Below are 19,701 nucleotides of genomic sequence, written 5' to 3' on the forward strand. Positions count from 1 at the left end.
GCGAGCGCGTCGCCATTCTCGCATCGTGGAATCAGCAACGACGATCCCGTGAAAACCCCCGCTTCTTCAGCACAGCCTTAACGGGCAGGCGCCAGATTCTCCAAGTCCACGTGAAGCACGTGAAGCTTGCGACGGATGTCGACTTGACCGAACTTGCCTCGCGCACACCCGGCTTTGCCGGGGCCGATCTCGCCAATGTTGTGAACGAGGCCACGTTGCATGCGGCCGAACTGAACAAGGCAGCCGTCGAAATGGCGGACTTCGACGAGGCGATTGACCGCGCGATGGCCGGCATGGAACGCAAGAGCCGCGTAATGAATGAGCAGGAGAAGATCACGATCGCCTATCACGAGGCGGGGCACGCGCTTGTCGCGCAAAGCCGGGCGCATTGCGATCCGGTCAAGAAGGTGTCGATCATTCCGCGCGGCGTCGCCGCGCTCGGCTATACGCAGCAGGTACCGACCGAAGACCGCTACGTTCTGCGCGAAAGCGAGTTGCTCGACCGGCTCGATGCGTGTCTTGGCGGGCGCGTTGCAGAGGAAATCGTTTTCAACGACATATCGACCGGAGCGGCGAATGACCTGGACCAGGCGAGCGCATTGGCTCGACACATGATCATGCGATGCGGGATGAGCCCGCAACTCGGGCTCGCCACGTTCCGCGACGACGCTGCGCGCGCCGGCTACCTGCGTTTCGCGGCGCCGCAGGAGCGCTACAGCGAGAGCACCGCGCGGACGATCGATGAGGAAGTGCGGCGCCTGCTCGACGAAGCGCACGCTCGCGTGGAGCGTACGCTGCATGAGAAACGAGCGTTATTGGACCGGATCGCCTCGCTCCTGCTCGAACGGGAGGTGCTCGATCATGCGACGTTGCAGCAATTGATAGATGAGACGGAAACGGATGCGTCGAGCGTCACGGCGAAGAGCGCGCCTCCAGCAGCAATGAGGTTGGCCTAGGCAGGCGGTAGCTCCCGGACCTTTTTTTGACGCAAACGAAAGGATGTAGTCGACGGGCGTCGCTGGCATTTGCGCGGATGGTCGACCCGAGCCTCATCTGACGGGTACGCGACGCTACGAACTACGGCAAAGAGGATATTGCGATGGACATCCGGTTGAAGCAAGCCACGATCCAGATCGTCGAAAGCGGGCGTCACCTGTCGCTCGCGACGCTACGGGAAGATGGATACCCGCAGGCGAACACCGTCAATTACGCAAACGACGGATTGATCCTGTACTTCGGCACAGCACGCACCAGCAGCAAGATAAGAAATATCCAATGCTGCAGCAAGGTGTCGCTGACGATCAATTTGCCCTACGACGACTGGAGCCAGATCAGAGGCCTCTCAATGGCCGCGACCGCCCGTGTGCTGGCTGATGACTCCCCTGACAGCGTCCGCGCGATGAATCGCTTGCTCGCACGCTTTCCGAGCGCATCGGATATGTCGCCGCCGTCGGATCCGGGGCAGATTGTTTTCGTCGAACTCGTGCCTCGCTTCGTCAGTGTCATTGACTACACGCAGGGGTTTGGTCACAGCGAGCTGGTCGAGATAAGTGCAACCGATTTCGATACGCCAGCATCGGCCTGATTCAATCCGCCATGAAATAGAAAGCCGAGCGGAACGTCGACGCACTGATCCACGCAGCGAGCCACAGTTCCGCATCGTCACGAAAGAGCCGGGGATCGGCTCGGGCGAGGGGTCGCGAGCACCGGCCGACCCTGGTCGAAGCCCGCGCAAGCCGCCGTGCTGCCGAGCCGTCTGGCGCTAGCCCAATAATGAGCTTCCCTGTACCGCATCGCCTGTCAGCAGCGGCTCCCCGCAGTGTCTCGCAATCGCGCGCCGCACGTTGTCGCGAAGCCGCAGCATCGCGCCGAAGTTGACACCCGTGGGTTGAACCGGTTCGAGCAGGGTCACAACCACCTTGCCGCGACGCGGCAGCCAGGTTCCATCGCGCAGTATGCCCCGCACGCCAGAGAGCGCGATGGGTATGACCGGTTCGTGCGTCAGACATCGTCGATCCACCCGATCGCCCAGTTAAGCGCAAAGACCACGGCCTCGTCGGACGTACGGAACGATGCGACGCCCCCGGACAAATTCTTACGATCCTCGCTCAATGCTTCTCCTTCGGCCCGCAATCGACAAAGGGCTGCGGTCGGGAAAAACGTGCCGCCGGCCTCCCGTGTCGTGGCATCGATAGTGCAAGACTTATAGTCGAAACGCATCGAAATTTCTCCATGCTGGATGAGCGGGCATCGATAACGATGCCAGTCCGTTATCGACGCCCCTGTGTTTGCCCTCTTCGATGGTGGCAAACGGCCACGCGAGCGTCAGTGCCGCACTTCGGTGTCCTTCGGGCGCTCGGGTTCGGACGCCTTCAACTCGTTCATGGCAGCGTTCCTGTCGGCCTTGCGGTTGATCTTCGCGTTGGCGACTTCTTCTTCGTAGAGGGCCTTCGCATCGTCGACGACAGCCTCCATCTGCTGTTTGGAGGCTTTCTTCGATGCGCGATATTCGGCGTTCGCCCGGGCGTTCGCATTGCGCCGTTGCACGAAGGGGTCGGTGGGAACCTGCGCCACGGGTTGTCCCTGCGCGGGCGTCGTAACGCCGTCGGAAGAAGTCTGATCGTTCGGAAGATTGAGCGCCGATACGTCGGCCACGTTCCGGTCGGCGCCTTCCTGTTCCGGCATCGCGGGTCTCGCGCTCAAGCTATAGGTTAGGGTCGTGAGCGCAGCCAACACGCTGACAAACATACGAATCTGAGCCTGAGTCATATAACGCTTGCTCCGAAAATGTCCTGATGTCCACATGGCGCCGAGGGTCGCCATTCCATCGCAATTAGCCGTGGATACGCGATTGTCGACCCGCTGTTTGGACGCGGTCGGCGTTCGCATGCTTGCATCAGTCCACGGGCTCGCGAGCCTTTTCTCACTGGCGAAGTACCCACTGAACGAGAACATGTGCGTCTTCGCGCGAGAGTGCACCGGCGCCGCGTCCCGCGGCCGACGGCATCGCCATGTCTCCCCAGTGCGCCCGGCCTCCCAGTCGCAGCTTGCCTTCGAGCATGGCGCTGGCATCGGGCACGCGGTGGTAGTGCGCGGCGATCTCTCGAAAGGAGGGGGCGCGAAACGGGGTATCGACGGTGTGGCAAAACATGCAGCGATACCGGTCTAAGAGAGCCGTGGGTTCGCCCTCGGCGAACGCGCAGCCAACTCCACCGAGCAGCGTTGTAACGATGCCAAGCACGTGGAGCAGATGCCTCATGTTTGGGCGATTCACGATGACACTCCAAGAAAGCCACGTTCTCGGCATTGTGTGGTCGCGCACAGGTCTGCTCCCTTGATTCAGGTCAAGTGTCGGAGCCGTCAAGAAGAACAAATTCGAAATCGTCTGATGCGCGACGCTTGAGGTAGACCGTCAAAGGTTGGCCCACCGCCATGAGACCGAGCATCGACGCAGGTGTCAAGGCTGCCATTTACAGGTGGCGCACAGCTCCTCGAACACCTTGCTCGAAGCAACCTGCAGTCAGGGAATCGTTGGTTCCGAACTGCGAGGACGTTCCGAGGGGGCTTCGAGCGCCTCGCCGTGACCGAATTGATTTCGACGAGGCCTTTCGATCGGCTGCTGGTGCGAGAGAAACCCGATACGTACGCCGGCATGGACGCGCACGAGTGCGGCGTCGCGTGCCGATAGGAGCGTCTTCCCGCTGTATCAGGGAGCCAGACCCGGGGTACCGCCCTCGGATTGACTCAAGTCAACATGCCAAAAAGTTTAGTGCATAGCCTTACAAGGGTGGAGCGAACACGCTTTGCGAATGAAGGCGGCCGACGCGATAGCAAAGGGGGTGCGCTCCCGCTAGGATGCCGACCGTTTTCCGAGCGGCCGTATGCCACATGATCCAGCATCGGGAACGAACGGAATGTCTGGATGCGTGTGACTTCCGTCGAGGTGATGGCGATGGAATGGGATGCGGTTCGGTTGTTCACGATCGGCCGCTCGGCATGTTGCACATCTTAGGTTTAGTGGAGGTTGGAATGAACTGGATGGCAGAGTACTTCGCGCAACGAACGAGTCCCTTGAACCTTGCTCTATGGGCTCACCCACCGCTCGCGCTCGGGCCCGACGGGCCGATCGCTCGACCGGCGTACCACCTGTCTCATACGGGAGTGCAACCTTGTCTACGTTCCCGCACTAGTCGTCAAACAGGGGGATCGCCAATATGAGCTGCCCGCCCACTACGACGCGGTTGAACCGGTAAAGACGTTTGCGTTCGGGGCAGCCCCTGATGAGTATGTCTCGCAATTCTTCACTGACGTTTCAATCTATCCGCCGTCGCGCTTCAACTCAGATTTTCTGATCAGGATTAACGATACGTTGGCGTTCACGCCAATTTTTTCGGCGGAGGGCAGTCCGGGGTTTGCTGGCTCGAGCATTGACAGTAAGGAGACTGCTACTTCCCCGTCTCAATTAAAGCTTCCCTGGACGTTCCAAGGCTATATCAGCATTTGAGCGATCCCGACGGGACCGGCTCGTGAGGGTATGTATGACGAGCCTACATGGTCCCAAAAATACAATTAGTGGAGCATGACCAGCATCGAACGAAGAAATCAGAATTTGATCGTTGCCGGACGCAACCTCTAATCGTCGTGGCCCGTTCAGCCGGGCCGGCGAAATGACTAGCGGACGTTAACCAGCCGCCGACAGTCCTCCTCGGAAGTGCTTGCGACGAGAAACGCGACAATCGACAGCCTTGCGAATCCCTATTTGACTGGCGAAGGAGCCACACATGACCAACGACACATCGCAGCTTGTATGGTTCGAGGACCTTCGGCGCACGGACGTCGCGCTTGTCGGTGGAAAGAACGCCTCGTTGGGCGAGATGGTCGCCAACCTCGGCGCCAGGGGCGTGAAGGTTCCGCCTGGGTTTGCCGTCACGGCCGGCGCGTATTGGCGTTTCCTCGACGCAAATGAATTGCGCGACACGATGTCCTCGGTGCTTAAAGAACTTGGGGATGGTCGGCGGTCTCTGGCCGAAGCCGGCGAAGCCATTCGTCGCGCGATCCTTCGGGGCGAATGGCCGGAGGAGACGGCTCAGTCGATTCGGCTCGCGTACGATGAATTGAACCGCCGGACCGGGAAGGCGGACGTCGATGTCGCAGTTCGATCAAGCGCGACGGCCGAAGACCTGCCCGACGCGAGCTTCGCCGGACAACAGGAGACCTATCTCAACATCAGGGGCGAGCGTGCTTTGCTCGATGCCTGCCGCCGGTGCTACGCGTCGCTCTTTACCGACCGAGCGATCAGCTATCGGCAGGTAAAGGGCTTCGATCATCTCAAAGTCGCGCTGTCGGTGGGTGTGCAACGCATGGTGCGGTCGGACCTGAGCGGTGCGGGTGTAATGTTTTCAATAGATACAGAGACCGGTTTCGACAAGGTGGTACTCATCAACGCCGCTTGGGGGCTGGGCGAAAACGTGGTCCAGGGTTCTGTTGATCCTGACGAGTATGAAGTGTTCAAGCCGCTTCTTTCGGACGCGTCATTCTCGCCGATTATCGGGAAGAAGCGAGGCGAGAAGGACCGCAAGCTGATCTACACGAGGGACATTGCGCGACCAACGAAGAATGTTCCGACGTCGAAGGCGGAGCGCGCAGCTCTTGTCTTGAGCGACGAGGAAATCCTTGCGTTGTCGCGTTGGGCGTGTGTGATAGAGGAACATTATGGCCAGCCGATGGACATCGAATGGGCGAAAGACGGCGAGACCAATGAAATGTTCATCGTTCAGGCTCGGCCTGAGACTGTCCAGTCGAGACGCGAAGCCAGTGCGGTGAAGACCTATCGCATCAAGAAGGCGGGCCGCAAGCTCGTTTCCGGCGTGAGCATCGGCGAAGCGGTAGCAACTGGCACGGTCTGTGTCATTGACAGTCCGCGTGAAATGGCGCGCTTCGTCGACGGCGGCATTCTTGTGACTCGGACGACCGATCCGGACTGGTTGCCCGTGATGAGACGTGCCTCTGCCATTGTCACCGACTCCGGGGGGCGTACGTCGCACGCGGCCATTGTGAGTCGCGAACTCGGCCTTCCGGCCATCGTGGGAGCAGGCAATGCGACTCACATATTGCACGACGAGCAGGAGGTGACCGTGTCCTGTGCGGAAGGCCGCGACGGATTCGTCTATGAAGGCACCGCCGACTACGAAGTCGAGGAGATCGATTTCGAGAGTATCCCGGCGACGCACGTCAAGCTCATGTTGACTCTTGCCAATCCGGCTGCAGCATTTCGCTGGTGGCGGATCCCAGCCGACGGCGTCGGACTGGCTCGGATGGAATTTGTGGTCAGTAACCATATCAAAATCCATCCGATGGCCCTCGTCCGCTACGAAGCTCTCAAGGACGCGGAGGCGAAACGGACCATTGCGGAGTTGACGGCAGGTTACGGCGACCGGACCGAGTACTTCGTAGATCGGCTAGCGCGAGGATTGGGGCGCATCGCTGCTGTGCAATTTCCACATCCAGTCATTGTGCGCATGAGTGACTTCAAGACCAACGAGTACGCGAACCTGATCGGCGGGGCCGAATTTGAGCCGAAGGAGGAAAACCCCATGCTTGGCTTCCGCGGCGCCTCACGGTATTACTCGCCGCGGTATCGCGAAGGTTTTGCGCTCGAATGCCGGGCGATTCGTCGCCTGCGCGACGAGATGGGTTTCAGGAACGTGATTGTCATGATTCCGTTCTGCCGTTCGACGAAGGAAGCCGACCGGGTGCTCGAGGTGATGGCCGAAAATGGTATCCGGCGGGGCGAGTCGGGCCTTGAAATCTACGTCATGTGCGAGATTCCGTCGAACGTGATTCTGGCGAAGGCCTTCGCGCAACGCTTCGATGGCTTTTCGATCGGCAGCAATGACCTGACCCAGCTAACCCTCGGTGTGGATCGCGACTCGGCAGATTTGGCCGAACTGTTCGACGAACAGGACGACGCGGTTAAATGGATGATTCAAAGCGTCATTGAGCAGGCGCATAAGGACGGTGCGAAGGTCGGCTTGTGCGGTCAGGCGCCAAGCGACCATCCAGAATTTGCCGAATTCCTTGTTGAGTGCGGCATCGATTCCATGTCGGTGAGTCCGGACAGTTTCATCGCGGTCAAGCGACGGGTCGCGGTAGCCGAGCAGGCAGCGACGATGGGCGGCAAGGCGGACCGTGCCTGAGGTCAATCGAGGGCGCCGCGCGAACGCCAATCAGTGCATCCAGTACCGTGGGACAGCCGGGTAAGGGCCAGCACGATACACGTTGCCGTGACGGCGTCGCGAAGAAGGATTTTCGAAGATCACTGAGGTGACGTCGCCCATTTCGGCGACGCAGATGGGGTACGGCCATGTACCCGTCCGAGGCGGAGACAACGATGACAGATATTGTAACGGTCACGCTCAATCCAGCAGTGGATGTGGCGACCTCAGTCGAGCGGGTACTCGATACGCGCAAGCTTAGATGCAGTGCGGCGCGCCGAGATCCCGGCGGCGGCGGGGTCAATGTAGCACGTGTCGTGCAACGCCTGGGCGGCGACTGCGTCGCCGTCTATCTTGCTGGCGGACCCCTCGGTCACACACTGCGCCAACTGCTGGAGGCGGAGTTTGTGGCGAGCGCGTGCATCGAGATTGCAGAGGAGACGCGTGAGAACTTCTCCGTTCGAGAGACTTCAACCGGGCGCGAATTCCGCTTCGTGCTCCCGGGTCCGACTGTGACACAACCGGAGTGGCAGTCCTGCATCGATCACCTCGATGCGCTGCACGCGCCACCGCGCTATCTGGTGATGAGCGGCAGTTTGCCCCCCGGCGTAGCAATCGATGTGTACGCGCAACTCACCCGCTCGGCACAACTGCACGGTACTCGTGTGGTTCTGGACACGGCGGGCCCGGCGCTCGCGGCAGCCCTCGACGCCGGCGTCTACCTCGTCAAGCCAAGCCTCAATGAGTTGCCCGGGCTTAGCGGCCGCGCGCTGGTCAGCGAAGACGAATGGCATGACGCCGCACAGGGGCTAGTACAACATCCCGTAAATAGGTTGAATAAGTAACCGCCTCGATTATCATGACGGGATGAGCCGAGGCCGCCATGCAACGCCAGTGAAGCTGGCGAACAAAGAAAGACAGGAACTGCTAGCGCTGGTCGAGCGGAAGACGGCGGCGCAGCGAGATGTGATGCGGGCGCGCATCGCGTTGTGGGCCCACGAGGGCCACTCCAATACGGTGATTGCGCGGGAACTGGGTGTCTCGGTGCAAACGGTCTGCCTGTGGCGCAAGCGCATTGCCCAGCAAGGTGCCCAAGGCATTCGCGAAGGCGAGCGCAGTGGCCGTCCGCGACGCATCACGCATGAAGTGCGGCTGCAGTTGATTGCGCTGGCGTGTGAAACGCAGGAACCTGAGGGACGGGTCACCCCGTCGCTCGACGAGATTGCGGCGCGCGCCGTGGAGCGCGGCGTCGTCGAACAGATCGGCCGCAGCCATGTGCAGCGCATTCTGCAGGCCGGCGACGTGCGTCCGCACCGGGTCCGGCAATGGCTACACAGTCCGGACCCGGCCTTTCGCGAGAAGGTCAACGGGATTTGCAAACTGTACCGCAAGGCCCCCAGAAACGCGGTGGTGCTCAGTATCGACGAGAAGACTGGCATTCAGGCCATTGAGCGCAAGCACCCGGGACGCGCGCCCGCGCCCGGACGGCTGCGCCGTCGTGAGTTTGAATATGTTCGTCACGGCACCCAGGCGCTGATTGCCGCGCTCGATGTGCATACCGGACAGGTACTGGCAGAATGCCGCGAGCGGCGTACCCAGGACGATCTGGTCGCCTTCATGGATCGCGTGGCAATCGCGTACCCGGACAAACAGGTGCACGTTGTCTGGGACAATCTGAACACACATCGCGCCCAGGCCGTCTGGCATGCGTTCAACGTGCGGCACGGCAAGCGCTTTCACTTCCACTTCACGCCGTTGCACGCAAGCTGGGTCAATCAGATCGAACTCTGGTTTGCCCGCTACACGCGCCGAGTGTTGCGCCATGCGAGCCACACCAGTACCGAGCATCTGCGCGAGCGCACCGAGCAGTTCATCCGCGAGCACAATCAGGTGGCACGCCCGTTCAAATGGAGCTTCCGGGGCTATCCACTGCAAAGCGGCGCATCGTAATCGAGGAACCGACATGCCAGCTTTACCCACCAAACATTACGCTGCCGAACTGCAGCGTCAACTGCGCGGCCTGCTCGGCCATGAGCAGATCGTCACGCAAGCCTACGGACGTCACCTGCTGATCAAACGTCTGGACGATGAGGACCCGACCGTGGTGGCGAGGCTGACCGAGCTTGGCCGTAATCGTTATGGCGCGGCCTTTCGCAGCCATAGTGGACGTTGGGAACCTCTGCCAGGCGCCGGGTCGCTCGACAAGATGGCACAGCTGGTCGTCACGCTCCTGGAGCCGTATTTGCAACCCGATAATTAACGTGCCTAATTATTAAAGCTATTTAGGTGATGTTGTACTAGTCCGCGACGGGCGCGCACAGATGGTGGCGCTCACACTGGGTGAGCAGGGCGCGTTACTCGTGACTGCCGATCGGACTTTGCGGGCGCCGGGGTTGCAAATGCAGGTTTCCAGCGCGATAGGGGCGGGCGACAGTTTCCTCGCGGGCATGGTTTGGGCGATGAACCGCAATGCCAGTCTCGAACAAGCGTTTCGCTATGGACTGACAGCAGCCTCCGCCACACTTCTCAGTATCGGGACCGCGCTTTGTGACCCGGTCGACGTCGAACGGCTATATCGTGAAGTCGCACATGAATGAGGCGTTGCCGGGCTCCGTTCTATGAAGTCGAGACGTCAAAGATTGCATGACCGGGGTGCCCCAAGCCGCCAACAAACGAATCATGTCCACGCCTGAAAGCGACACGATCCAGGTAACGTAAAGGCCCGCGATCCCACACCTATCCGGCTGGTGAGGTACTCGAGCGAGAGGAACCGCCGGCAGCATCCGCATTGTGTTTTGGGCGGATATGGCACCTGTTGCCTGAGCGATCGTTGCAGCGGTTTCCGCTGTCTGATGCCTCGGCTACTCCGTTCGCGATGTGATTTAAGCGCCGGCGTGCGTGATAGCATGTCGGACATCGCCGAGCGCGAGGCCTGTCAGTGCAATTGTGCGATTGGGGCGGCTTTCTGGAGTTCCGATATGCGATTGGTTCGATACAGCGCCCTCCGATCGATCAACGCTATGAATGCTGCCGATGCAGGGCCCGGAGGCTTCCAGCGGCGTGCGACCGTTGCGCCGATATGAGTAATCGCAACGTCCCCGGATCAGAAGCCAACGACCCCCATCGCCTGTGCGTTGGCATCTTCGACGTCGATGGCGTCCTGCTCGCTTCGCCGCACGAACGCGCCTGGCGGGAAGCGCTCGGTGGTCTTGCCGAGGGAGCACGCTTCACGACTAGCGTTTACCAGAGCCATGTAGCAGGCAGACCGCGGCTCGACGGGGCACTTGCTGCTCTGCTTGCATTAGGAGTCTCCGATGCGGAGCAACATGCCGCAGCCTATGCAATGCGCAAGCAGAGGCGTCTCGAGGCGCTGATCGACGAAGGAGCCGTGAACACGTTCCCCGACGCGCTGCGGTTCGTCCATGCGGTGAGGGGGCTCGGCTGGCCGATCGCCGCCGCGTCATCGTCGAAGAACGCCAATGACATGATGCGGCGCATCCGCCTCGACGACGATCACAGCCTCCTCGACGTGTTCAATGCCAATGTGTGCGGGCGCGAACTGCGGCACGGCAAGCCAAACCCGGAAATCTACCTGCTTGCGGCCGCGGAATTGTCCGCCGCACCTGCAAATTGCCTTGTGGTGGAGGATGCTCCAGCCGGTATCGAGGCCGCCCGCGCTGGCGGCATGGCGGCGCTTGGCGTCGCGCGGCTTGACGACTCGGAGATGCTGCTTGCAGCTGGGGCTCATCTGGTGGTGACCAGCCTCGATCAGATTGACATCAATGAACTAGTACGCGGGCACCTCCGCCGGCGGCTGCCGTGATCAGGCCGGGGACCATGGACCGGGCGTTGATCCCGACTTCCGATCCCGATTGGACGGTCCGGGAGATCGGGCACGATCCGCTACGTGAAAATAGCCGAGGGGCGCGCTTCGCAATCAGCAACGGCTTTCTCGGCGTGCGCGGGACTCACGCGATACACCATGGCGGGCGATGGGTCGCAAAGTCGCGCACCTTGGTTGCCGGGCTGTTCGATACACCCGACGAAGCGCAGGGCATACCGGTACTGGTCGCGACGCCAGATTGGACTCACGTCCGGATTATGCTTCAAGGAAAGCCGCTGGTGCACCGGCCCGGTGATGGGTCTTCGCAGCAGCGTATTCTGGACATGCGGCGTGGCGCTCTGCTCACGGAAAGTCGTTGGTTGAATGCCTCGGCCATCGGTGTTCGCCTTCAAACTCTGCACCTCGCCTCTCTCAGCCAACGCGCAATAGCATTGCAACTCATCCAGTTGGAGATTGAAGAGGGCGGAGTCGACGTCACGCTTGAAGCATCCTTTGAACGGCTGGACAACGGCCTTTTACCAGAGCGCGTCGAGCAGGATCTCGGCGTATGGCATGCGATATCTTCCAATAGACGTCTCGCGATAGCTGCTGCGTTGTCACTCCGGATCGACGGCCGTGACGTTCCAGCAACCCTGTGCAGCCCGTTTCACTGGTCATGGACCTGGAGGTCGCGCCAAGGCCAAATCGGCTGCCTGGAACGTCTGGTGTCGGTGACGCGGAGCGATACCACAGACGCCGGCCCGGCCGGCGACGCACGACACGCGCTCGGCATCGCACAGGAACTCGGCTGGTCTGGGGTCGTGGCCGCGCATGAGGCTGCCTGGGCAAGCCGCTGGCGCCGCAGCGAAGTCGTAGTTGAAGGCGATGCCGGCGCTCAGCAGGCGTTGCGCTTCGCTCTCTACCACCTGAATGGCGCAGCCAATCCTGATGACGAGCGCGTCTCCATCGCGGCGCGAGCATTGACCGGCGACGACTATCGCGGACATGTGTTTTGGGATACCGAAATCTATCTGCTGCCGTTTTATATCCTCACCTGGCCCGAGGCGGCGAGGGCCCTGCTCATGTATCGGTTTCACACGCTGGATGGCGCCCGAGCAAAAGCGGCCAGGATGGGCTGGCGAGGCGCCCTTTACGCATGGGAGTCGGCTGACAACGGCGACGAGACGACACCCTCGCACGCGATCGGCCCCGATCGCAAGGTCGTTGAAGTCAAGTGCGGCCAGCAGGAGCAACACATTAGCGCGGACGTCGCCTATGCGGTCTGGCAATACTGGCAGGGAACCGGGGATGATGTCTTTCTGTGCGATGTGGGTGCCGAGATTTTGCTTGAAACTGCCCGTTTCTGGTCAAGCCGCGCACAGCCAGAGGCGGCCGGCCGGTGCCACATCCGAGGTGTTATCGGCCCCGACGAATACCACGAGTCGATCGACGACAATGCCTTCACCAATGTCATGGCACGCTGGAACATCCGGCGTGCGCTTGACGTGGCCGCATTGCTGCGCGCGCGCTGGCCCGCCCGCTGGAGCAATCTGTCAGGTCGCCTGTGCCTGCACGATGATGAACTGGAACACTGGCGCAGTGTCGCCACGACGATAACGACTGGTTTTGATCCGGAGACCGGACTCTTCGAGGAATTTGCAGGCTATTTTTCCCTCGAAGAAATCAATCTTGCCGACTATGCTGGCCGTTCGGTGCCCATCGACGTCGTGCTTGGCCGAGAGCGCACGCAACGATCCCAAGTCGTCAAGCAGGCCGATGTCGTGGCGCTTTTGGCGTTGCTGCCGGATGAGTTTCCCGGCGATTCGGGCGTGACGAATTTCGGCTACTACGCGCCGCGGTGCGGCCACGGAAGCTCGCTCAGCCGTGCCGTGCATGGAATCGTCGCGGCAAGGCTCGGTGACACCGAAGCCGCGTTGGATTTTTTCCGAGAAACGTCTGCCATCGATCTAGCCGACAGCCACGCGGCTATCGAGGGTGGCGTGCACATCGCGGGACTAGGTGGGCTATGGCTGATCGCGGTGTTCGGCTTCGCGGGTCTGTCGCTTCACGGTGACTACCTGTCGTTGGACCCAAAGCTGCCAGCGGCATGGCAAAGCCTTGCAATCACGCTCGAGTGGCGCAAGCGCCGTCTCAGGATCAGGATCGCACAGGCAGTGGACAGCGTCGAGGCGACTCTGGAAGCGGGGGAGCCGATGAAACTCATCGTACGTGGCAAAGAGTTGGGGCTGACGTGTACAGAGACTCCCGTCCTGTCGAACGGTTAATGTCCGGTCCCGGCTCCGCGAGCGGGCGCCGCGATTGTTTCATCGGTAGACGAGACCGCGACGCCTGAACAGTTTTTCGATCTCGACGAGAATGAAGACTATGCCGGAGAGAAGAAGACAGGCAGTTAATTCTACGACATTGAGCGGCGCGGTTTTGAAGATCGGGTTCAAGGCTGGCACATATATCGTCATCAGTTGTAAGAAGAGGGTGAGCAGGACCGCGGCAAGCAAGGGACGGTTTGAAAGTAGGCCTTGTTCGAACAGAGACATATGTTCTGATCGGCTGGCGAGCACGTGGCCCATCTGAGACAGGGTCAGGACGGTAAAGGTCATCGTCTGCCAGTGCGCAGATGACTGATGGATGGCATATGCTTGGGTAAAAAGTGAGATAGCCGCCATCGACAGTCCTACCCACAGGACGTGCTGCCAGATGCCGTGTGCGAAAAGGCTTTCATCGGGCGGCCGTGGCGGCCGGCGCATCAGTCCTTTCTCCGCCGGCTCGACCGCAAGCGCAAGGCCCGGTAGGCCATCTGTTACAAGGTTGATCCACAGGATGTGAATCGGGAGAAGCGGGATCGGCAAACCGAGGAAGGGCGCGAGAAAGATGGTCCATATTTCAGCTGAATTGCACGTCAACGCGTAACGTACGAATTTACGAATGTTCTCGTAAATTCGCCGTCCCTCTTCGACAGCGGTGACAATCGTGGCGAAGTTGTCGTCGAGTAGTACGAGACTCGATGCCTCGCGTGCGACGTCGGTGCCTTTGCGTCCCATGGCGATGCCAATATCGGCGCGGGCAAGCGCCGGCGCGTCGTTCACACCGTCGCCGGTCATCGCGACGAACTGGCCGTCGGCTTGGATAGCCTCGACAATTCGGATTTTTTGCGCCGGGTCGACGCGCGCATAGACGCGCGTATGCTTGATACGCTCGGCGAGTGCACTATCGGAGAGTTGGCTGAGTTCCCGGCCACCCATGACCTCATCCCCGTCGCGTAGGATATCAAGTGCACCGGCAATCGCGCGCGCGGTGACCGGATGATCGCCGGTAATCATTACGGGCGTGATTCCCGCTGACCTGCAGGTCTCGACCGCATCCTTCGCCTCTGGGCGAGGCGGGTCCTGAAGTCCTACGAAGCCAAGCAGTGTCAGACCCTGCTCCACCTCTTCCGCCTTATCCTTCTCTCCAGGCAAGCGGTCCCACGTGCGACATGCGATGGCGAGCACGCGAAGGCCTGTATTCGCCATTGCTTCGGCTACGCCGAGCAGGCGCGCCTGCTCGGCGGGGATGGCGTTTTCGTCGGTCATGACAGTGTTACAACGCTCAAGCACCGTTTCGGGCGCGCCCTTCGTATAAGCGATGAAAGCGTTGTCGCTGCGATGCAATGTCGTCATGCGCTTACGATCGGAGTCGAATGGGAATTCCGAGATGCGTGGAGCGGTTCGCTCGAGGCTGCGTTTGTCGAACCCCCTATCGGACGCCATGCGCCACAGAGCGAGTTCGGTGGGGTCGCCAGCGATGGTGTTGTCATCGCCGCCGTCAACGTCGTTGCAAAGCGCTACAGCTTCGATCAATTGCCGCACAGCGGCCTTGCTCATATCGATCGCCGATGCGGCAAGCCGCTCGCCTCTCACGAAAACTTCCTCAGCACGCATGTCGTTCAGAGTGAGCGTGCCCGTTTTGTCGGTGCAGATCCAGCTAACCGAACCGAGCGTCTCGACTGCCGGGAGGCGGCGCACCAAGGCGTGTCGACGGGCCATGTTGCGCGCACCTAGTGCAAGCATCACGGTGACCACAGCGGGCAACGCCTCCGGAATGGCCGCGACCGCGAGGCTCAGCGCGGTGAGCAGCATGAGCAAGGCTGGCTCGCCGCGCACCACCCCGACGCCGAAAATGGTCGCGCAGATGGCCAGCACAGCCATTGCCAGCCGCCGTCCGAACCCGGCGAGACGCTTCTGCAGGGGAGTCTGCGTGACCGGGACCGCCTCAAGCATGCTCGCGATCTTGCCGAGTTCAGTTGCCATGCCGGTCGCGACCGCGATGCCGCGTGCGCGGCCGTAGGTGACGACCGTTCCTCGGAAGGCCATATTCGTCCGGTCGGCCAAAGGCAATGTGGGATCGGCAAGGGCAGAGGTGGTCTTTTCACTTGGCACCGGTTCGCCGGTCAGCACGGCCTCACTGACCTTGAGTCGGGGCGCTTCAACCAGGCGGAGGTCGGCGGGTATGGCGCTGCCCGTCTCTACCAGCACGATGTCGCCTTGAACGATCTCCGAGGCCGAGATGGTCTGCCTTTCGCCTGCACGCACGACAATTGCCTTGAGGGCCGCGAGCTGCCGTAGCGACGCCATGGCTCGCTCAGCTCGAAAATCCTGAATGAACCCGACTACACCATTCAGCAGGACGATCGCGATAATCACAAGCGTGTCCGTAGCATCACCAATGATGCCCGAGACGACCGCTGCGAGGATTAGAACGATGATCATGAAGTCCCGGAACTGAGAGACCACCATGTTTAAGACACTTCGTGACCGCTGTTCCTGAATGTCGTTCCGCCCGTCTCTGGCCAGGCGCCGACACGCCTCGTCGCACGACAGGCCGCGCTCAAGGTCCGAGGCAAGCTGCTGGACAGTACGCGCGGTACTTAACGTATGCCAGTGCATCGAGGCATCAGCAGGATTAAAGGAGTCGTCGTGAGCCAGCATGATCGATGAGGCGCCTCGAATTCACGGCGGAACACGCCCTGGGCGTGCGCTGTCGCCCGGCAGTGCCCAAAGTATGGTCTGGCATTTAATTTTCTGTATTGAGAGCCACGGCTTGTGGCGCGTCGGTCAATCGAGAGCGCTACCTTTCTGGTCCATTGCCGTGTACCTCATCCGTTCCTGCCGTCGTGTACTCGTGCTTCATCCCTTTCAATCTGATTCAGTATCAGAGACGTTTGAACCGATGCGTTGACGTAGATCAAAGCAGCCCCTGCGATGTCGGCTGGTAGAAAATTGCGACGCGGAACCAGGCCGGACTTAGTCCGGTCTCAAGAGGCTTGCGCTGCGTGCCGCGTACTTTTGACCCATCCCAGCGGCGGGCACTCGGTTGCAACCGTATTTCCGGTATCTTAGCTCCATGTGATCGGGGAGTCTCGCGCAGGTTTAATCAAGCTACTATTGCGGCGGCCATGGCCTCCGCACTCGATGCAATATTCGATATGGGCGAGTGCTGCGTCGCAGCGCCGGGTATAAATTAACAAAGGGGAGTCGTAAGAAGCCGCTCCGGCAAGCCGCGTTTCGCGGGATTGTGCAAATATCCTGGATGAACAAAATGAATCCGAGGGATGAAAATCATTCGATGCCATCGGTAAAGCGGATCGTCCTCCTGCTGCTATGGGGCGGCCTAGCTGCTCTCGGATATGCAGTGTTGCATTTGTCTTTTATTCCTGTTGCGTGGGCCGCCATCGTCGCTTTCGTGACATGGCCGGCGTATTTGAGGCTGCGGTTGTTGTTGCGAGGCAATGCCGCCGCCAGTGCGCTGCTGATGACTCTGCTGCTGACGTGCGCCTTGGTGTTTCCGATGCTCTCGTTGATCGTACCGCTGACTACCGAACTAACCGCCGCCTACCAGAGCATAGCCAACTACTTTGCAAACGGCCCCCACCAACTGCCTGAATGGGTGGCGAGAATCCCCTGGCTTGGGGAATCGCTGCAGGAACTCATGAACCAGACGACGGGCGATCCCGCAGCCGTGCGCGCGCAACTGACGCAGTGGGCCGAGCAATGGATGGATGAAGTCGGCCAGTTCGTTGGGGGCGTCGGACGCAATGCCGCGAAGCTGGGCTTCGCCCTTGTAACGCTGTTCTTTCTGTACCGTGACGGCGAAAGCATAGTGAATCAGGGGCGCCGGGCGCTATGGCCTTTCCTTGGTGAGCGGCTGGAAACCTATCTCGTGGCGGTCGGCGGCATGACCCGATCGGTCGTGTACGGCCTCGTGCTGACGGCCCTCGTACAAGGCGCGCTCGCGGGATTGGGTTACTGGGCCGCAGGGGTGCAGGCACCGCTCCTGCTGGCGGCGTTCACCGCGCTGATCGCCTTGATACCATTTGGCACGCCGTTTGTCTGGGGATCGATCGGCGGGTGGCTCCTGCTTACCGGCGATACCGTTGCCGGGGTCGGGCTGTTGCTTTGGGGAGCACTCGTCGTAAGTTGGGTGGACAACCTGATTCGGCCGCTTGTGATCAGCAGCGCCGCCCGAATTCCGTTTCTCCTTGTGATGTTCGGCGTTCTGGGCGGCCTTGCGGCCTTTGGTCTCATAGGACTCTTCCTGGGTCCCGTCATATTGGCTGTGCTTATGGCACTATGGCGTGAATGGCAGGAGGAGCAGGCGAGTACACGTACTGCAACTCGCTGCCCGCCGGGCGTCCCGCTGGAATGAACCGTCGCGCTGTCGAGGCGGTGCCGCTCAGCGGAAGCTGGCGGCCACGAAAAGACGTCGTGGCCGCAGGTCTGCGAGCCTTGCAAGGGCAAGGCTCAAACGCCATAGCGCGGCGGCGGCCTCTTGCGGAGCCGCGATCGGCTCGCAGAACTCTGTGGCCGACCCGGTGCGCGGTCCAGGGATTCGAGCCTTGACGAACGCACTCAGAATTCTATTTGCGTCTTCGGGCTCAGCTTCGGTTGAGGTGCCGTCGCTCGGGGACGCTGAAGATTCACATACCGATCAGCATCGGCAGGACATAAGTCATGCCTTTAGGCTGGCCGCTGCCAGCGTCGACGCGAGCGCCGCACCCGGACAGAAGCTCACCAGCCCCCCGCCGGCGCCGAACAGAAGATTCCGGCGATCAGTCGCCGGTCGATATGCCTCGCATGAGGTAGCTGTATTGGCGTGACGAGGTCGTTTGCAGTAATAGATCGGATATTGCGTGTACGATCCCGACGCGCCTCGATCTCCAAACTAATTGGACATTAGCACTGGAACCTGCGTGGCCTCCAGCACCGTCCGGGTGGCACCGCCCAGTATCAATTCATGCCACCGCGAATGACCGTAGGCGCCCATGACGATTAGATTCGCACCGAATTCGGATCCAAACGACAACAGGGTTTCACCGGTCCGCGCACCGTCTTTTACATTAATCTCGCTATGCTCGACTCGCGCACCCTGCCTTGCGAGCGCTGCGACGAGGTCCAAACCGCGAGCGCGAGGGCCTCGACGCTTATCGGCCTCGCCGACTATCGTAATCATGACGGTTCGCTTTGCGAGCTGCAAAAACGGCAGCGCATCATGAACTGCTCTCGTCGCTTCGCGGCTATCATCCCAGGCCACAAGGACCTTAGCGCCAACGGGATTCATCGCGCCGGTGTGCGGGACAACCAACACTGGTCTGCCGGCGGATAGCACCAATTGCTCTGGATAGCGATCGGCAAGATAAGCCTCGGGGTCGTCCGGGTCGTGTTGACCGGTGATAGTCAAGTCCGCGCAGCGCGAATAGCGCGAAAGCGAAATGGGCGCGTACCCCTCCTTGGCGACCCAATTACCCGCCACCTTCGTCTGGGCAAGCCTGGACCGAAACATGTTCTCGACCCTCGCCCGACGGTCGATGCAGGTTTGTTCAAACGATGTGCAATATCGCTCCGCACCCGACCGTTCATAATAAAATCTAGGATCCAGCGTGAAGTCCGAGTAGACACCAGTCAGATGCGCGCCGAAATGCCTCGCAAGATGCAGGGCGCAGTCGATCCGCGCAGCGGTGCGCTTACTTGTGTCCAGTTGCACGACGATAGTTTTGTAGCTCATTGCTGGATTTCCCGTCGGATTGGCCAAACATTTCAAGTCTAGGACGCATCCGTAGCTCTGGCCTGACCCAGATCAAACGGTACGGAACGGAGGGCCGATCCGATGCCATACGTCTCACGATGGCATTTACGGTGATCGATCCCTCGGTTGGGTGGAAGCCGGCGGTGATCGGAATCAATTGACCCATATCAATCGCGCGTCCTCGCTTCGCACCTAAGCTGACTACATCTTGATTCAGCCCCTCTGAGGAGCACTGCATGTTTAAGCGACTCGTTTTTCTTGTCCTTCTTGCGTTGCCGGGAGCATTCCTCGTTTTGACAGTTGTGAGCAACCATCCGCGTTATCGCGGCCAGATAGCTGTCTTCAAAACGTGCATGACGTCTTCGGGGTCTGCGAATGGCGCGAAAGACTGTATTCGATTGCGAGGCAGTTCGGTTTGATCGGCGCGTTGCTCCACCGAACTGCATGAGGGCGCCAGACCTAACCGAGGGCTTGGCGGGCGATCTTGACCCCGTTTTCCGATATTGGACAGATCGTGTATGTCGGCGGTGTATCCGGGTCCAGGAGACGGATCGCCACCCGGACGGTGACGTGGGAAGAGACCCC

The 19,701-nt window shown here is 60.5% G+C and carries 15 protein-coding genes; 10 read left to right on the forward strand and 5 right to left on the reverse strand.

Going from position 1 to position 19,701, the window contains the following annotated elements; translation table 11 throughout:
• The coding region (locus AWB65_RS29915; RefSeq protein WP_235007845.1) for an FtsH/Yme1/Tma family ATP-dependent metallopeptidase at window positions 1-956 on the forward strand (956 nt) is incomplete at its 5' end.
• A gap of 143 nt (window positions 957-1,099) precedes the next feature.
• A complete protein-coding gene (locus AWB65_RS29920) occupies window positions 1,100-1,585 on the forward strand; it encodes a pyridoxamine 5'-phosphate oxidase family protein (protein WP_087660874.1) in 486 nt (161 codons plus the stop codon).
• 416 nt (window positions 1,586-2,001) lie between these two features.
• On the opposite strand, the gene AWB65_RS29930 is transcribed toward AWB65_RS29920, so the two are convergent.
• The 3 genes from AWB65_RS29930 to AWB65_RS29940 all read right to left on the reverse strand — a co-directional run bounded on the left by AWB65_RS29930 (window position 2,002) and on the right by AWB65_RS29940 (window position 3,259).
• On the reverse strand, window positions 2,002-2,220 hold the full coding sequence (locus tag AWB65_RS29930) for a hypothetical protein (protein ID WP_087660876.1): 219 nt from the start codon (window positions 2,218-2,220) through the stop codon (window positions 2,002-2,004).
• Window positions 2,221-2,325: 105 nt separating this feature from the next.
• Window positions 2,326-2,955: a hypothetical protein gene (locus tag AWB65_RS29935; protein ID WP_235007846.1), complete on the reverse strand. Its 630-nt coding sequence runs from the start codon at window positions 2,953-2,955 to the stop codon at window positions 2,326-2,328.
• Complete coding sequence (locus AWB65_RS29940) at window positions 2,924-3,259, reverse strand: c-type cytochrome (protein ID WP_087642784.1); 336 nt, start codon at window positions 3,257-3,259, stop codon at window positions 2,924-2,926. Before AWB65_RS29940 ends, AWB65_RS29935 begins: the two co-directional genes overlap by 32 nt.
• A gap of 1,522 nt (window positions 3,260-4,781) precedes the next feature.
• Here AWB65_RS29940 and ppsA point away from each other — a divergent pair.
• The 7 genes from ppsA (at window position 4,782) to AWB65_RS29980 (ending at window position 13,322) form a co-directional block, all read left to right on the forward strand.
• Complete coding sequence (gene ppsA, locus AWB65_RS29950; RefSeq protein ID WP_087670557.1) at window positions 4,782-7,196, forward strand: phosphoenolpyruvate synthase; 2,415 nt, start codon at window positions 4,782-4,784, stop codon at window positions 7,194-7,196.
• A 194-nt stretch (window positions 7,197-7,390) separates the two neighbouring features.
• Complete coding sequence (locus AWB65_RS29955; RefSeq protein ID WP_087670568.1) at window positions 7,391-8,059, forward strand: 1-phosphofructokinase family hexose kinase; 669 nt, start codon at window positions 7,391-7,393, stop codon at window positions 8,057-8,059.
• 22 nt (window positions 8,060-8,081) lie between these two features.
• Window positions 8,082-9,164: an IS630 family transposase gene (locus AWB65_RS29960; RefSeq protein WP_087670558.1), complete on the forward strand. Its 1,083-nt coding sequence runs from the start codon at window positions 8,082-8,084 to the stop codon at window positions 9,162-9,164.
• Between the two features lie 13 nt (window positions 9,165-9,177).
• Window positions 9,178-9,474 (forward strand): hypothetical protein, encoded by a 297-nt coding sequence (locus AWB65_RS29965; RefSeq protein WP_087135144.1) that lies wholly within the window; start codon window positions 9,178-9,180, stop codon window positions 9,472-9,474.
• A 61-nt stretch (window positions 9,475-9,535) separates the two neighbouring features.
• Window positions 9,536-9,811, forward strand: a complete 276-nt coding sequence (locus AWB65_RS29970) for a PfkB family carbohydrate kinase (protein WP_087670559.1) — start codon at window positions 9,536-9,538, stop codon at window positions 9,809-9,811.
• 482 nt (window positions 9,812-10,293) lie between these two features.
• A complete protein-coding gene (locus AWB65_RS29975; protein WP_087670560.1) occupies window positions 10,294-11,037 on the forward strand; it encodes an HAD family hydrolase in 744 nt (247 codons plus the stop codon).
• A gap of 14 nt (window positions 11,038-11,051) precedes the next feature.
• Window positions 11,052-13,322 (forward strand): glycoside hydrolase family 65 protein, encoded by a 2,271-nt coding sequence (locus tag AWB65_RS29980; protein ID WP_087660582.1) that lies wholly within the window; start codon window positions 11,052-11,054, stop codon window positions 13,320-13,322.
• Window positions 13,323-13,361: 39 nt separating this feature from the next.
• On the opposite strand, the gene AWB65_RS29985 is transcribed toward AWB65_RS29980, so the two are convergent.
• Complete coding sequence (locus tag AWB65_RS29985) at window positions 13,362-16,022, reverse strand: cation-translocating P-type ATPase (protein ID WP_087670561.1); 2,661 nt, start codon at window positions 16,020-16,022, stop codon at window positions 13,362-13,364.
• A gap of 601 nt (window positions 16,023-16,623) precedes the next feature.
• Between AWB65_RS29985 and AWB65_RS29990 the strand changes: the two genes are divergently transcribed.
• Window positions 16,624-17,739 (forward strand): AI-2E family transporter, encoded by a 1,116-nt coding sequence (locus AWB65_RS29990; RefSeq protein WP_235007847.1) that lies wholly within the window; start codon window positions 16,624-16,626, stop codon window positions 17,737-17,739.
• A 516-nt stretch (window positions 17,740-18,255) separates the two neighbouring features.
• Here the strand turns inward: AWB65_RS29990 and AWB65_RS29995 are convergent.
• Window positions 18,256-19,095, reverse strand: coding sequence for a universal stress protein (locus tag AWB65_RS29995; protein WP_087670562.1), 840 nt, complete (start codon window positions 19,093-19,095; stop codon window positions 18,256-18,258).
• Between the last annotated feature and the right edge of the window lie 606 nt (window positions 19,096-19,701).

Source organism: Caballeronia humi (genome assembly GCF_001544475.1).
Taxonomy (GTDB): Bacteria; Pseudomonadota; Gammaproteobacteria; order Burkholderiales; family Burkholderiaceae; genus Caballeronia; species Caballeronia humi.

What these genes read in the sequence shown, in the direction of transcription:
- AWB65_RS29940 (WP_087642784.1), bottom strand. Translation starts at nt 3,259, where the DNA reads ATGAGGCATCTGCTCCACGTGCTTGGCATCGTTACAACGCTGCTCGGT.
- AWB65_RS29955 (WP_087670568.1), top strand. Translation starts at nt 7,391, where the DNA reads ATGACAGATATTGTAACGGTCACGCTCAATCCAGCAGTGGATGTGGCG.
- AWB65_RS29985 (WP_087670561.1), bottom strand. Translation starts at nt 16,022, where the DNA reads ATGCTGGCTCACGACGACTCCTTTAATCCTGCTGATGCCTCGATGCAC.
- AWB65_RS29935 (WP_235007846.1), bottom strand. Translation starts at nt 2,955, where the DNA reads ATGTTCTCGTTCAGTGGGTACTTCGCCAGTGAGAAAAGGCTCGCGAGC.
- AWB65_RS29960 (WP_087670558.1), top strand. Translation starts at nt 8,082, where the DNA reads ATGAGCCGAGGCCGCCATGCAACGCCAGTGAAGCTGGCGAACAAAGAA.
- ppsA (WP_087670557.1), top strand. Translation starts at nt 4,782, where the DNA reads ATGACCAACGACACATCGCAGCTTGTATGGTTCGAGGACCTTCGGCGC.
- AWB65_RS29965 (WP_087135144.1), top strand. Translation starts at nt 9,178, where the DNA reads ATGCCAGCTTTACCCACCAAACATTACGCTGCCGAACTGCAGCGTCAA.
- AWB65_RS29970 (WP_087670559.1), top strand. Translation starts at nt 9,536, where the DNA reads ATGGTGGCGCTCACACTGGGTGAGCAGGGCGCGTTACTCGTGACTGCC.
- AWB65_RS29990 (WP_235007847.1), top strand. Translation starts at nt 16,624, where the DNA reads ATGAACAAAATGAATCCGAGGGATGAAAATCATTCGATGCCATCGGTA.
- AWB65_RS29975 (WP_087670560.1), top strand. Translation starts at nt 10,294, where the DNA reads ATGAGTAATCGCAACGTCCCCGGATCAGAAGCCAACGACCCCCATCGC.
- AWB65_RS29980 (WP_087660582.1), top strand. Translation starts at nt 11,052, where the DNA reads ATGGACCGGGCGTTGATCCCGACTTCCGATCCCGATTGGACGGTCCGG.
- AWB65_RS29930 (WP_087660876.1), bottom strand. Translation starts at nt 2,220, where the DNA reads ATGCGTTTCGACTATAAGTCTTGCACTATCGATGCCACGACACGGGAG.
- AWB65_RS29995 (WP_087670562.1), bottom strand. Translation starts at nt 19,095, where the DNA reads ATGAGCTACAAAACTATCGTCGTGCAACTGGACACAAGTAAGCGCACC.
- AWB65_RS29920 (WP_087660874.1), top strand. Translation starts at nt 1,100, where the DNA reads ATGGACATCCGGTTGAAGCAAGCCACGATCCAGATCGTCGAAAGCGGG.